We start from the raw sequence: 14,889 nt of genomic DNA on the forward strand, positions 1-14,889 counted from the left end.
CATGAAATATTTTAAAACACTGCTATTTTTTATTACATGTACATTATTCTCTTTAAGTGCATTATCTCAGGTAAAACTCCCCAGGCTTGTTAGCGACGGAATGGTTTTACAACGAAATGAAGATATAAATATATGGGGCTGGGCCACCCCCGGAGAAAAGGTAACTGTAAAGTTTAACAGCAAAAGCTACAGTGCAACGGCTGATAATGACAGTATATGGAAAATAAAGCTACGCAAAATGAACGCTGGCGGACCCTATACAATGGATGTAAAAGCTACCAATCATATTACAATAAGTAACATTTTAGTGGGTGATGTATGGCTTTGCGCGGGGCAGTCTAACATGGTGCACCAGATGCGGCTGCACGGTGTGCGGTATGCCGATGAAATAGCCAAAGCCAACTACCCGGAAATAAGGCAGTTTTTTGTTCCGAATGTTACGAGTATGGAAGGCCCTAAAACCCATTTACCTGAAAGTTCATGGAAAAGCGCTAACCCAACCAATGTTACTGAATTTTCGGCAGTGGCTTATTTTTTTGCTAAAGACCTTTACGAAAAATACCATGTTCCCATAGGTATTATAAACGCCAGCTGGGGCGGCACCCCGGTAGAGGCCTGGATTAGTGAGGACGGTTTTAAAGATTTTCCTGAAATACTGGAAACTGTATCAAAAAACAAAGATACTGCTTATGTTAACAGTATGAATAAAAGGCCTGACTGGGGCGATATGAAAATCCCTGCTGATAAGGGCATGGACGAAAAATGGTATGACCCGGCCTATATCCCTAAAGGGTGGCACACAATTGCCATACCCGGATACTGGGAAGACCAGGGCGTAAAAGATTTAAATGGTATAGTTTGGTACAGGCGTGAAATAAACGTGCCGGAGGCTATGGCAACAGAAAAAGCCAAGGTATTTTTAGGCCGTATTGTTGATGCTGACGAGCTTTATATAAATGGCGAAAAAGTGGGCAACACCACCTATATGTATCCCCAGCGCCGTTACCAAATTCCTGATGGGCTGCTTAAACCCGGTAAAAACCTTTTTGTGGTAAAGGTCACCAACAATTTTGGCAAGGGTGGCTTTGTGCCCGATAAGCCCTACCAGTTAATAACTGATAATGATACTATAGACCTAACCGGTTACTGGCAGTATAAGGTTGGGCGGGTAAACTTGCCTTTTAAAAGAGGTAGTTTTGGCGGTGGCGGAATTGCCGCACAAAACCAGCCCACGGCGTTATATAATTCTATGATAGCGCCATATATTAATTACAACATTAAAGGTATAGCCTGGTACCAGGGTGAAAGTAATGCAGGCAGGCCAGACGAGTACACCAAATTACAAACTGCGCTAATAACCAACTGGCGAAACAAATTTCACGGCCCTAACCTGCCCTTTATATTTGTGCAGCTGCCCGGATTTATGGATTATAATTATCTGCCGTCTGATAGCCAGTGGGCACAGTTCAGGGAGGCGCAGGCCAAAACACTATCAGTGCCCAATACTGCCATGGCTGTAGCCATAGATTTGGGAGAATGGAATGATATACACCCCGACCGCAAAAAAGAAGTAGGCGACCGCATTGCGCTCTTAGCAGAAAAGATAGCCTATGGAGAAAAAGACATTGTTAGTTCAGGCCCCATGTTTAAATCGGCTGAAATTAAAGGTAATAAAATAATAATAAGCTTTACCAACACAGGAAGCGGACTTACCACCAGCGATGGCGAGGCGCCTGCAGAGTTTGCCATTGCAGGAGAAGATAAAGAGTTTGCCTGGGCAAATGCCAAAATAGAGGGTTCGACAATTGTATTGTGGAATGATGATATACCTGAGCCAAAATACGTTCGATATGCGTGGGCCGATAACCCGGTTAACCCCAACCTTATTAATAAAGAAAAACTTCCTGCTGCACCCTTCAGGACAGATGAATAAATTAAAACTGTTAAATAGTAAGCATAAACTCAAAACTCTCACATATGAAATTTTTTATTGACACAGCCAACTTAAGCCAGATTAAAGAAGCGCATGAGCTTGGCGTGCTAGATGGGGTAACCACAAACCCATCGCTAATGGCTAAAGAAGGTATTACCGGCCATGATAACATTATTAATCATTATAAAGCCATTTGCGAAATTACCGATGGCGATGTTAGTGCAGAGGTAATTGCAACCACTTTTGACGAAATGGTAGCCGAAGGCGAAGCACTTGCAGCACTGCACCCACAAATTGTTGTGAAGCTCCCTATGATTAAAGACGGTATTAAGGCTGCAAAATATTTTTCTGATAAAGGCATTAAAACCAATGTTACCCTTGTTTTCTCTGCAGGGCAGGCATTGCTTGCCGCAAAGGCCGGCGCTACATATGTATCTCCTTTTTTGGGCAGGCTGGACGATATTTCAACCGATGGCCTTAACCTGATACAGGAAATACGCCTGATTTATGACAATTACGGATATGAAACCCAAATACTGGCAGCTTCGGTACGCCACGCCATGCACATTGTTAACTGTGCTAAAATTGGCGCTGATGTAATGACAGGCCCCCTTAGCGCTATGACTGCTTTATTAAAACACCCACTTACTGATAATGGCCTTGCTCAGTTTCTTGCTGACCATGCTGCCGCACAAAAAGCATAATTATTATGGAAAAAAAGATAACTGATATAACAAAACTTGAACAAATAGCCAGCCAGGTACGCCGCGATATTGTACGCATGGTACACGGTTGCCAAAGTGGCCACCCGGGAGGCTCTTTAGGATGTGCTGATTTTTTAACTGCCCTTTATTTTAATACTATGGACCGTAAAGAGGGCTTTGATATGGACGGAAAAGATGAAGATATGTTCTTTCTTTCCAACGGGCACATTTCTCCTCTTTTTTACAGCGTTTTGGCACGTGCGGGGTATTTTGACCCCTCTGAAATGAAAACTTTCCGTAAACTTGATTCAAGGCTACAGGGGCACCCTACCACGCATGAGCATCTTCCGGGCATCCGTATTGCTTCGGGCTCGCTTGGGCAGGGCATGAGTGTAGCTATTGGCGCAGCACTGGCTAAAAAATTAAATAATGATAACCACCTCGTGTATGCTCTTTTTGGGGATGGAGAATTACAGGAAGGCCAGATTTGGGAGGCTGCCATGTTTGCTCCGCATAACAGGGTAGATAACCTTATTTGTACGGTAGACTACAACGGCCAGCAAATTGACGGGCCAACAAGCCAGGTGCTTTCGCTGGGCGACCTTAAAGCTAAGTTTACCGCTTTTGACTGGATTGTACTAGAGAGTGAAGGTAACGATATGGCGCAGATTGTAAAGACACTTGAAGAAGCAAAATCTCTTACCGGACAGGGCAAGCCTATTGTTATACTTTTAAAAACAGGTATGGGGCATGGTGTAGATTATATGATGGGAAGCCACAAATGGCATGGCGCTGCCCCTAATGATGTGCAGCTTGAAACCGCACTGGCACAACTGGAAGAAACACTGGGCGACTATTAATTTTTCCGGGATGCTGGATAAGAGATAGGTAAATGCTAACCGTATCTGCTTTTCGGTCTCATTACTCAATACAAATACTCAATTCTGAATAAATGAAAAAATATACATATACAGATAAAAAAGATACACGTTCTGGCTTTGGTGCCGGGCTGTTGGAAGCCGGAAGGCGTAATGACCAGGTAGTGGCACTTTGTGCCGACCTGGTAGGCTCTTTAAAAATGCAGGACTTTATTAATGAATTTCCTGAGCGTTTTTTCCAGACGGGTATTGCAGAAGCCAATATGATAGGTATTGCAGCCGGTTTAACCATAGGAGGTAAAATTCCGTTTACCGGAACGTTTGCCAACTTTTCTACCGGAAGGGTATACGACCAGATTCGCCAAAGCGTAGCCTATTCTGATAAAAACGTAAAAATATGTGCCAGCCACGCCGGGCTTACCCTGGGTGAAGATGGTGCTACCCACCAGATACTGGAAGATATCGGCCTGATGAAAATGCTGCCGGGCATGACAGTTATTAATCCATGTGATTATAACCAGACCAAAGCGGCAACAATTGCTATTGCTGAATATGAAGGCCCGGTATATTTGCGCTTTGGACGCCCGGTAATGCCTATTTTTACTGATGCTGACCAAAAGTTTGAAATTGGCAAGGCATGGATGGTAAACGAAGGAAAAGATGTAACAATTTTTGCTACAGGACACTTAGTATGGGAAGCCATACAGGCAGGAGAAAAACTGGCCGAAATGGGTATTGACGCTGAGATCATTAACATACACACCATTAAACCACTTGATGTAGACGCAGTATTAAAATCGGCGGCTAAAACAGGGTGTGTGGTTACAGCAGAAGAGCATAACAGGCTGGGCGGGCTTGGAGACAGTATTGCACAGGTACTGGCTACGCACAACCCTACCCCGCAGGAATACGTGGCTGTAAATGACAGTTTTGGAGAAAGTGGCACCCCTGCCGAACTTATGGCAAAATATGGCCTTGATGCAGAACATATTATTAAGGCCGTAGAAAAGGTGATGGCAAGAAAAAAATAATTTCTTTTTACTTATTGCTATATAAAAGCCGGTTTATGAAAACCGGCTTTTTACTTTAGTGTAGAAACAGTTTTATTTTACGCTGAATTTATAAGCCGTTTTAGTACTGTATTTTTCTCCCGGATTTAAAACTGTAGAAGGGAATTCAGGCTGGTTGGGTGCATCCGGATAATGCTGTGTTTCCAGGCATAGGCCGCTTCTTTTTTCATACTTTCCACCTGTTTTACTATCTGCCTTACCATCTAGAAAGTTACCGCTGTAAAACTGTACCGAGGGCTGATCAGTAAATAGCTGCATAAACCTGCCCGAGCCTTTATGGTATACACTGCCTACCTCCCTGTATCCTGCATTGGCACCATCAGAAAAAACAAAACAATGGTCATAACCATGGCCTTTTTTCAGTTGTTCATCATCAGCATCTATATCTTTTCCAACTTCCTTTGGGGTAGTAAAATCAAATGGTGTGCCTGCCACCGCACATAATTCCCCCGTAGGAATTTGTGATTCACCTACAGGAAGAAATTTATCGGCTTTAAGCATTACTTCATGGTCTGTAATAGTCGTGTCAAAATCAGCCGAAAGATTAAAATAACTGTGCTGGGTAAGGTTTACAACTGTTTTTTTATCCGTATGTGCTTCATAGCTTACCTCAAGTGTATTATCATCAGTAAGTATATAGGTAACCGTAACCTTTAAATTTCCAGGAAAACCCTCTTCACCGTCTTTTGCTGTGTAGGTAAGTTGCAAGCCTACTGTCTGATTGCCAAGCGGCTCAGCCTGCCATACCCTTTTATCAAAACCTTTACCCCCGTGTAATGTATTTGGCCCGTTATTAACCGGCAGGCTATATTCTTTACCATCCAGGCTAAACCTGCCATTGGCAATGCGGTTACCATAGCGGCCTATAATAGCCCCAAAAAAATAAGGATTTTCATTTAAATAAAGTTCTGGTGATGTATATCCCAATACCACATCTTTAAAGGTACCGTTTTTATCAGGTGCGGTGAGTTTTATTATATCGCCGCCCATTGTTATTACTTCTGCAATCATACCATTACTATTGGTAAGCGTATACATTTCAATTTTTTGTCCATCCTGCATTGTGGCATAATCAGATTTTACAACAGGGACAATAGTATTTATTTTATTTTGTGATGTCATTGGTTGTTACGTTTATCTTTTCAGTTAAGTACAAAACTTTAAAAAAAGTTATATTTAATACGCTTTATAATGTATTTTCTTCAAACGGATCACCTACAGTAACAAACTCTTTTTCGCTTTTTGATATTACTATAGTAGCAATACCATTACCTATAAAGTTTGTTATGGCCCTGGCTTCGCTCATAAATTTATCAACACCAAGTAAAAAGGCAAGGCCCTCTACAGGTATTTTATGAATTGCTGTTAATGTTGAAGCCAGTATAATAAAACCGCTGCCCGTTACCCCGGCAGCGCCTTTAGAAGTAACCATAAGCAACCCTATTATGGTGATGATTTCGCCCAAAGATAAGTGTACATTATATAATTGTGCAAGAAAAATTATAGCCATTGAAAGATATATGGAAGTACCATCTAAATTAAAAGAATAGCCCGTAGGCACCACAAGCCCTACAACAGCTTTACTGCACCCCATATGCTCCAGCTTTTCCATAAGGTTGGGCAGCGCAGCTTCTGATGACGAAGTACCCAAAACAATAAGAAGCTCTGCCCGTATGTATTTTATAAACTTTACAATACTTATTTTATAATACCTGAGTATACTACCCAGTATAAAGAATATAAAGATAAACATAGTTACATATACCGTTAACATAAGTTTGCCCAAAGGCATAAGTGTTACAACGCCAAATTTGCCCACGGTGTAGGCTATGCCGCCAAACGCCCCCAGAGGGGCTAAATACATAATGTATTTAAGGGCAATAAAAACCACTTTAGAGCATTTACTTAAAAAAGAAACAGCTACTTCCCTATGGCGGGAATAATTTAGTATTATACCCACAATAATTGCCACAATAAGCACCTGCAGTGTTACATTATCCTGCAAAAAATGCCACCAGCTAAATTCCTTTTTAGGGGTATTTATAAACTGACTGGCATCTTGTATATTAAGGCCTTCCTTATTTATTTTTCCAGGCTTTATAACAAGGCCCACCACTATACCGATAACTAAAGCTATAGAAGTAACAATTTCAAAATAAATGAGAGACTTAATGCCTATTTTACCCACCTTTTTAAGGTCGCCCATACCGCTAATACCTAATACAATAGTAATAAATATAATAGGGGCAATAAATATTTTAATAATATCTATAAACGTATCTCCTACCACCTTCATTTTAACTGCGGTTGCTGGTGCAAAATGCCCTAATAACAACCCGGCCAATATGGCTATAAGTACCCAAAAAGTGAGGTTTTTTATAACTCTTATATAAATATTATCTTTCTTTTTTACATTTTCCATCAATAATATATCAATAATTTAAGCAGCAGCATCAAAAATACCAATTGTAATAAAGTATATCGTAAAAATATTATTGTTTTTTTAATACTATCTTTAAATAGACTTTCGAGTACTTACAATTATGCCCTGGTATACAATACTGCAAAAGTTACTTAACTGGCTTATATAATAATGATATAAATGGGAGATGGAAGATTTTGCAGAAAGAATTGCAAAATAAAAGGAATAAAAAAAGGCAAGCTACCTACATCGCACCGCTACAACCGCATACCTTTGCTGTGTTCCCACCCTGGAGGATTTTGCAGGAGCTGGTCGTGTAGGACTTGCCGGGTGCAAAGATACAATCTTTTTGTTTTTTAACAAGCCAATTGCCCATTTTAAAATAGCGTTGTATATTGCCTTTATATTTACAAACACAATGAAAAAACTTAATCTTTTAGCAATCATAGCCTTGGCATTTAGTTTTAAAGCCTGCCATGATGGAGAAACCAATAAAAAAAAATTATTTTCGATCGATACTTCTACACTTAAGCAGCAATACCACCCACAGGAGTCACTTACATTAGGTATAAAAAATCCTGAAAATAAGGAAATAGATTCTATTGTATACTATCTGAACGATACCCGTATTGGAGGTGTAAAAGGCAATAATACATTTGACGCTTCACTGGCTAAGCAAAAATTCGGATACCAGAATATAAAAGCGCTGGTTTTTTATAATAATGAAAGCACCGAGGCAACGGGACGTATTGAGCTGGTAAGTAATGTAACGCCAAAAATACTTACCTATGAAATTGTGAATACCTACCCGCACAGTACAGATGCGTATACACAAGGGCTGGAGTTTTACCGTGATACGCTTATAGAAGGTACAGGCCGATACGGGCACTCTGTATTGCACAAGCTGAATTATAAAACAGGAGAAGTATATAAGCAGATTACTATGGGGCCAGAGTTTTTTGGTGAGGGTATAACAGTAGTTAACAATAAAATATACCAGCTTACCTGGAAAGAGAAAAAATACTATGTATATAATGCTGATAACCTTGAAAAGATTAAGGAAGGTGATTACTTTAAAAATGTAGAAGGATGGGGACTTACCTCTGACGGTACAAATTTATATATGACAGACAGCACTGAAAAGATATGGATTGTAGACCCCGAAACTTTTAAAGAAATTGATTATATAAATGTATATGGTACAACCGGCAAAATTAAAGCGGTAAATGAACTGGAATGGGTAGATGGCAAAATATACGGCAATGTATACCAACAGGATGCCATAGCCCGCATAAACCCTGAAAATGGTGCTGTTGAAGCTGTATTGAACCTTGCAGACCTTAAATCTAAGATTACTGTAACACCAGGTGTTACTGATGTGCTTAACGGTATTGCCTATAACCCAAAAACCAAAAGCTTTTTTATTACGGGCAAAAACTGGGATAAAATGTTTGAAATTAAAATAAAAGAATAATCATTTTAAGATAATAACCTTAAAGGGGCTCTTATTATTAAGGGCTTTTTTTATGCATAAAAATAGCCCAAGCCTCATGGGGAGAGGACAAGGGCTAAAAACCAACCACCTAAATTATGTTTTTTATTTACAGCCTTCACTGTAAATATGGCTTACATACGTACAACTTTTTAATACGGTTTTACAAACAATAATATTTTTTGTACTGCTATAAGCCCAATGTTATATACTATTTTGGCATTAATACAGTATCTACTACGTGGATAACGCCGTTGCTTTGGTTTACATCAGCAATGGTCACTTTGGCTTTACCACCTTTTTCGTATCACCCAAAGGTCTTTTCCATCCATTTTAAACCATAGTTTTCCTCCTTCTACAGTAGTAGCTTCATAAGAGCCGCCGTGCTTTTTAATGGCAGCCATAATATCTTCAGCACTCCATTTACCCGCTACTACATGGTAACTAAGTATTGTTTGCAGCATTGCCTTATTTTCGGGTTTTAATAACGTTTCAACAGTACCTTTGGGTAACTTATCAAAAGCTTCATTGGTAGGCGCAAATACCGTAAATGGCCCCTTGCCCTTCAGTGTTTCTACCAGGCCGGCAGCTTTAACTGCAGTAACCAATGTAGTATGGTCTTTAGAGTTTACGGCATTTTCAACAATATCTTTTGTAGGATACATAGCAGCACCGCCTACTATTTTAGTTTTTTGAGCAAATGATGCACCGCTGATAAGCATGGTAAAAGCAAGAAATGCTAATGATAAAAATTTTAACGTTTTCATAATTTGTTTGTTAAAAGATTATACAGGCATTTACGCCAATACATCAATCATGGTTTTTTACGAGAGAATTTTTATGATTTTTTAACATGCTGAGCATATATGAAATGTAGTTAACTCCAAAATTTCAATATCATTAGTAACGCAATAAAAAAACCTCCGCAGTATTGCGGAGGTTTTATATTTCAAATGGTTTATAAGGGATTAGTTACCTCCTTTTTCCATTCTTTCTTTAAGTTCTGCTAACGCATCAATATCACCAAGGGTGGTTCTCTCTGAATTGTTATTAGAGTTATTGTTGTTAGACTCTTGTGCAGTTCTTACATTTTTCTCTTCCTCATCTTTAAATGTGGCAGTGTGAGAAGCTACAACACGCTTAAATTCTTTATTGAATTCAATTACCTTAAAGTCGGCAGTTTCTCCTTTTTTAAGTTTTTTACCGTCTTCTTTTTCAAGGTGGCGTGATGGGATAAAGGCAACAATATCATCACCAAACTCTACAGTAGCACCTTTGTCAACAATCTCGGCAATTTCACCATTGTGTACAGTACCTACTGCAAAAGAATCCTCATACTTATCCCAAGGGTTAGCCTGGGTTTGCTTGTGACCTAGAGAAAGTTTACGTCCGTCAACATCAAGTTCAAGAACAACTACTTCAAGCTCATCACCAACGTTTACAAACTCACTTGGGTGTTTTACTTTCTTAGTCCAAGAAAGGTCTGATATGTAGATAAGGCCATCAATACCTTCTTCAAGTTCTACAAATACACCAAAGTTAGTAAAGTTACGTACAATACCTTTGTGCTTAGAGCCAACAGGGTATTTAGAGGTAATGTCTGTCCATGGGTCTGGAGTAAGTTGTTTGATACCAAGAGACATTTTACGGTCATCTCTGTCAAGGGTAAGGATAACAGCATCTACTTCATCACCAACTTTTACAAAATCCTGAGCAGAACGCAGGTGTGTAGACCATGACATTTCACTTACGTGGATAAGGCCTTCTACACCTTCGGCAACTTCTATAAACGCACCGTAGTCAGCAATAACCACCACTTTACCTTTAACTTTATCGCCTACTGCAAGGTTTTGGTCAAGCGCATCCCATGGGTGCGGGTTAAGCTGCTTAAGACCTAATTGAATACGTGTTTTCTCGTCATCAAAGTCAAGAATAACTACGTTAAGTTTCTGGTCAAGCTCAAGTACTTCACTTGGGTGGTTAATACGGCTCCAAGAAAGATCCGTAATGTGGATAAGTCCGTCAACACCTCCAAGGTCAATAAATACACCGTATGAAGTAATGTTTTTAACAACACCTTCAAGTACCTGGCCTTTTTCAAGCTGTCCGATGATTTCTTTTTTCTGAACTTCGATATCAGCTTCAATAAGGGCTTTATGCGAAACAACAACGTTTTTAAATTCATGGTTAATTTTAACCACTTTAAATTCCATTGTTTTGTTTACGTACTGATCGTAATCCCTGATAGGTTTTACGTCAATCTGAGAACCCGGAAGGAATGCTTCAATACCAAAAACATCAACAATCATACCTCCTTTAGTCCTGCACTTAACAAAACCGTTTACAATTTCTCCGGTTTCATTAGCACTGATAACTCTATCCCATGCTTTTATAGTACGCGCCTTTTTGTGAGAAAGTACAAGTTGGCCCGATTTGTCTTCACGTACATCTATAAGTACCTCTACTTTATCCCCTACTTTAAGGTTAGGGTTGTAACGGAACTCGTTTAAAGAAATAACACCTTCAGATTTTGCATTGATGTCAACAATAGCATCCCTGTCAGTAATCCTTACTACAGTACCTTCAACAACTTCATCACTGTCAGTATCAATAAAGGTTTTTGCAACTAAATCCTCAAACTCTTTCAGGTTGTTTTCGTCTACCGGGTCAATACCTTCTTCAAAGTTGTGCCAGTTAAAATCCTGTAAAAATTCTTCTTTTGTTTTTGTTTCTTCAGACATGTCTGATATTAAAATTTGTATCCTGCATTTATCGGGGTTTATAAGCAACAATAAATTACAGAAGCTGTTTTACATATTATTTTGATAAATCCCTTAGGTAAACCCATTTGCCAAAAGGTGCGCAAAGGTAATACTATTTTTGTGATTTACAAACCCTTATTGTTTTTTTAAAACCAAAATCCTTTATTATTTTAATAAATAGTATTTAAAACTGATTATAACATAATTATTTGATTTAGCTAATGTTAATATATAGTTAATCAAGGTTTTTTTTTAACTTGCATAAGGAAAAAAACTTGAAATTAAGCAGACCCCTTAATTTCTCATGAAATACTATAATGCTATTAATGTAACTAACCATGTGTATTTAATAAAAAAATTTATTTTATTAATCTGTGTGTTATATATGCCCGCCTTATGGGCACAAGACTTTACGCTTACTGTTGCCGTAACTCCCGAAACCTGCGATGGCAACGGGGCACTAACGTTTACCGTACAAAATGCTGACCCGGGTGCAGCAGTAAATTATAAAGTATATTTATTGCCTGATACTACCAATGCTATTTCTGACAGTGAGGCTACAGGTGTTACAGGCTTACAGTCTGGCACGTATTTAGTTGTTGCTACACAGGTTGTTAACGGCACTACTTTTACTGATGAGGAAGAAGTTGTAATTGATAATAATGTAGTTCCGCTTAACTATTATATAAGCAGTAAAAATGCACTCTGCGGTTATGATGGCAATATGGAGGTATATATTACATCGGGCACGGCGGTAACTTACGAAATTATTAACGGCCCTGTTACTGCACCTCCGCAAACATCGGGTGTGTTTGATAACCTGCCCGCCGGTACTTATGAAGTGCGTGTTACTGATAATTGCGGGTTTGCGGTGGTAAAAACAAGAATTTTATTTACAGACGGGCCGATACTTACAGTAACTGATCCCGGTTTTCCAGACTCTGCATTGCCTGATTGCGACCACTTGACCATAACCCATATGGTTGCTGCCCAAACCTATCCGGAAGTAGGCATCCCTTATCCACTCACAGCACATTATACAGTATATCCACCTGATGGCAGTACACCAATTGAATATACTACTGTAATAAGCAGCGGTAATCCGGATTTTGCACAACTAAACCAGGTTATTCCCTTTTATTATGATACCCCTTATTATGTAGACCTCATACTCACTGACCCTTGTGGCGTGGAGTATAAAGTACTTAACAGCGTTGTAAATCAACACCTCATAGGTGTAATGTCGTTTGTATTTGCATCTTGTGGCGAATATTTTATGAAACTGAATGTTTTTAAGTACGGCGAACCATACACGGTAAATTTTACAAGCACCCCCGCAGGTTTTGACCCTGAAATACTTAACACGCAATATCCGGGGCCATTTTCAGCAAATGAGATTATTTTTGGTGATTTAGAGAACACAGTACCTTTTGGTATTTATGAATATGAAATTACTGATAGCTGCGGACGCACCTTTTATGGCAGTGATGAGCTGGAAGTGCCGGACGACCCTGAACCCACTATTTTACCCTACAATTCAGATTGTAATGGCGGCTTTGGCGGCTTTGAAGCATTTATAACCGATTATATAATAGCATCAGTAAAAATTACTGAAGCGCCGCAGCAATATATTGATATGCTCCCCAACGGATTGCCCTCTGATATTTCAGCTAATATTAATGATGAAGGCAAGATTAGTATAAATGGTTTGCCACCGGGTGATTATACGCTTGAAATTACAGATACCTGTGGCACTATATATATACGTGAAGTTATAATTCCGCCTTTTGCAAATGCCAGCGTGGGTGCACAGGGCAGGCCAGATTGTACCCCAGGCATGGGCACTGTGCGCTTATCCCCAAGCCCGGGACCATTTACATCGGTAACAATAGCCGATGCCCCTGCTGCTTTTATTGCCGATAACCCTTTACCCTATGATGCCTCATATAATATAAATGCCAATGGGTCTTTTTATATGGATAACCTGCCCCCGGGCAATTACCAGTTTGTAAGCAATACCGAATGTGTTACGGATTATGTAACTGATATACCAATTACTGCTTATGAAGTTACCCTGAATGATGTATATATTACACGTTATTGCGGCTCTTTCGACTTATCGTTATTTCACGAATCTAATGGGGTAGCATTTGTTAGCTTTTGGCTGCAAAAGCTTGTTGACCCCGTGAATAATGTATGGGGGCACCCTTCAACAGGTGAAGTGTATCCCGAAGGTGAAGAACCTGATGAAGAAAACTCTTTGGAGCTTACCAATAACAGCACCCTGTCTACACAGTTTTTTACAGGTACGTTTCGGGTGGTTAAATACTTTTTAACGTATGGCAGCGGCAATACTGCCACAACCAAAAACTGTGTTGAAACACTTTATGAATTCAACTTTACCGATACCCTTGTTTTAGATGATATTATAAGGCTTACCTGTGTAGGAAATGATACAGATATACAGGTTAACGTAGAAGGAGTTACCCCTATAACATACGCTATAATAAAGAAAAACGGACAGCCTTTTTATATTGATAATGGTGAAAACAATATATTTTATGGGCTCGAAAATGCACAATATACATTGCACGTGGAAGACCCTTGTGGTAATGTAATAGAACCTACATTTAGCATTTCGGAATTACCTTCGCTTGTAAATGCAACCGACCCACCATCTCTCGAGACTTGTGATGAAGGTAATGACGAAACTGAAACTTTTGACCTCTCTGTACAGGATGCTATTATTTTAAACGGGCAAGACCCGGCTACATTTATGCTTACGTATCACCACACAGTAGAAGATGCAGAGGCCGGCACTAACCCTCTGCCAGATGTTATTACAAGTGGCCCCACCACAATATATGCACGGGTTAGCCATATCAGCGATTATAGCTGTTATGCATTGGCTTCTTTTGAAATTAATTTATGGCAGCCACCTGTAATAGAAATGGAGGAAATATGGCCCGTTTGCGAAGGGGAAGAAGTTACTATTACCGCCCAGGAAGGCTATGTATCATATGAGTGGTCTAACGGAGAAACTACCCCATCAATAACCGTAATGGAAGAAGGCAGTTATACCGTAAACGTAAAAGATGAAAACGGTTGTACCGGCACAAAAACAGTAACCGTTATCCAGTCGGCCAAACCAAGTATTGCAACTGTTGAAATTAAAGACTGGACAGACCATGATAATGTATTAACCGTATTGGTAAACCAAACGGAAGGGGTAGCCGGAAATTTTGAGTATTCCCTAAACGGTATAGTCTATCAGGAGAGCAATACGTTTACAGGACTTACTCCCGGTATGTATGTAGTATATGTTAGAGACAGGCTGGGCTGCGGAACTGATTTAGATACGGCTTACCTGCTTACCTATCCTAAGTTTTTTACCCCTAATGGCGATACTATTAATGAAACATGGAGAATACAGTTTTCGGCAGCAGAGCCGGAATTAATGACTTTTATTTATGACCGTTACGGCAAACTGATTACCGGGTTTGATGTAAACAGTATAGGTTGGGACGGCACATTTAATGGAAAGCCACTACCCAGCACCGATTACTGGTTTGTAGTTAAACGGCAGGACGGCAAAGAATACCGGGGGCATTTTTCATTAATCAGGTAA

9 protein-coding genes, 1 other RNA gene and 1 pseudogene are annotated in these 14,889 nt (G+C 39.6%); 6 read left to right on the top strand and 5 right to left on the bottom strand.

The features are described from left to right. The first annotated feature begins 1 nt into the window (after position 1). The 4 genes from ABS766_RS04120 (at position 2) to ABS766_RS04135 (ending at position 4,546) form a co-directional block, all read left to right on the top strand. Entirely contained in the window at positions 2-1,933 is a 1,932-nt protein-coding gene (locus ABS766_RS04120; RefSeq protein WP_408083854.1) for a sialate O-acetylesterase, read from the top strand. A gap of 44 nt (positions 1,934-1,977) precedes the next feature. Continuing rightward, a complete protein-coding gene (gene fsa / locus ABS766_RS04125) occupies positions 1,978-2,637 on the top strand; it encodes a fructose-6-phosphate aldolase (RefSeq protein ID WP_408083855.1) in 660 nt (219 codons plus the stop codon). Positions 2,638-2,642: 5 nt separating this feature from the next. Continuing rightward, a complete protein-coding gene (locus ABS766_RS04130; protein ID WP_408083856.1) occupies positions 2,643-3,497 on the top strand; it encodes a transketolase in 855 nt (284 codons plus the stop codon). Between the two features lie 92 nt (positions 3,498-3,589). Beyond that, the gene (locus ABS766_RS04135; RefSeq protein ID WP_408083857.1) at positions 3,590-4,546 is read left to right on the top strand and encodes a transketolase family protein; all 957 of its coding nucleotides are present in this window, start codon (positions 3,590-3,592) and stop codon (positions 4,544-4,546) included. A 72-nt stretch (positions 4,547-4,618) separates the two neighbouring features. On the opposite strand, the gene ABS766_RS04140 is transcribed toward ABS766_RS04135, so the two are convergent. The 3 genes from ABS766_RS04140 to ffs form a co-directional block, all read right to left on the bottom strand. Then, positions 4,619-5,707, bottom strand: coding sequence for an aldose epimerase family protein (locus ABS766_RS04140; RefSeq protein ID WP_408083858.1), 1,089 nt, complete (start codon positions 5,705-5,707; stop codon positions 4,619-4,621). A gap of 64 nt (positions 5,708-5,771) precedes the next feature. Further along, positions 5,772-7,007 carry a cation:dicarboxylate symporter family transporter gene (locus ABS766_RS04145; RefSeq protein ID WP_408083859.1) on the bottom strand — a complete coding sequence of 412 codons (1,236 nt, stop codon included), beginning with the start codon at positions 7,005-7,007 and terminating at the stop codon, positions 5,772-5,774. A 230-nt stretch (positions 7,008-7,237) separates the two neighbouring features. Further along, positions 7,238-7,336: signal recognition particle sRNA small type (gene ffs, locus ABS766_RS04150), an RNA gene on the bottom strand. 89 nt (positions 7,337-7,425) lie between these two features. Here ffs and ABS766_RS04155 point away from each other — a divergent pair. Continuing rightward, entirely contained in the window at positions 7,426-8,481 is a 1,056-nt protein-coding gene (locus ABS766_RS04155) for a glutaminyl-peptide cyclotransferase (RefSeq protein ID WP_408083860.1), read from the top strand. A gap of 229 nt (positions 8,482-8,710) precedes the next feature. Here ABS766_RS04155 and ABS766_RS04160 read toward each other — a convergent pair. Both ABS766_RS04160 and rpsA read right to left on the bottom strand, forming a co-directional pair. Continuing rightward, a pseudogene (locus ABS766_RS04160) lies at positions 8,711-9,266 on the bottom strand (fasciclin domain-containing protein). Between the two features lie 201 nt (positions 9,267-9,467). Further along, positions 9,468-11,240 carry a 30S ribosomal protein S1 gene (gene rpsA, locus ABS766_RS04165; protein ID WP_408083861.1) on the bottom strand — a complete coding sequence of 591 codons (1,773 nt, stop codon included), beginning with the start codon at positions 11,238-11,240 and terminating at the stop codon, positions 9,468-9,470. 406 nt (positions 11,241-11,646) lie between these two features. Between rpsA and ABS766_RS04170 the strand changes: the two genes are divergently transcribed. Then, positions 11,647-14,889: a T9SS type B sorting domain-containing protein gene (locus ABS766_RS04170; RefSeq protein ID WP_408083862.1), complete on the top strand. Its 3,243-nt coding sequence runs from the start codon at positions 11,647-11,649 to the stop codon at positions 14,887-14,889.

It is taken from the genome of Flavobacterium rhizosphaerae, from assembly GCF_046000445.1.
GTDB classification, from domain to species: Bacteria; Bacteroidota; Bacteroidia; order Flavobacteriales; family Flavobacteriaceae; genus Flavobacterium; species Flavobacterium rhizosphaerae.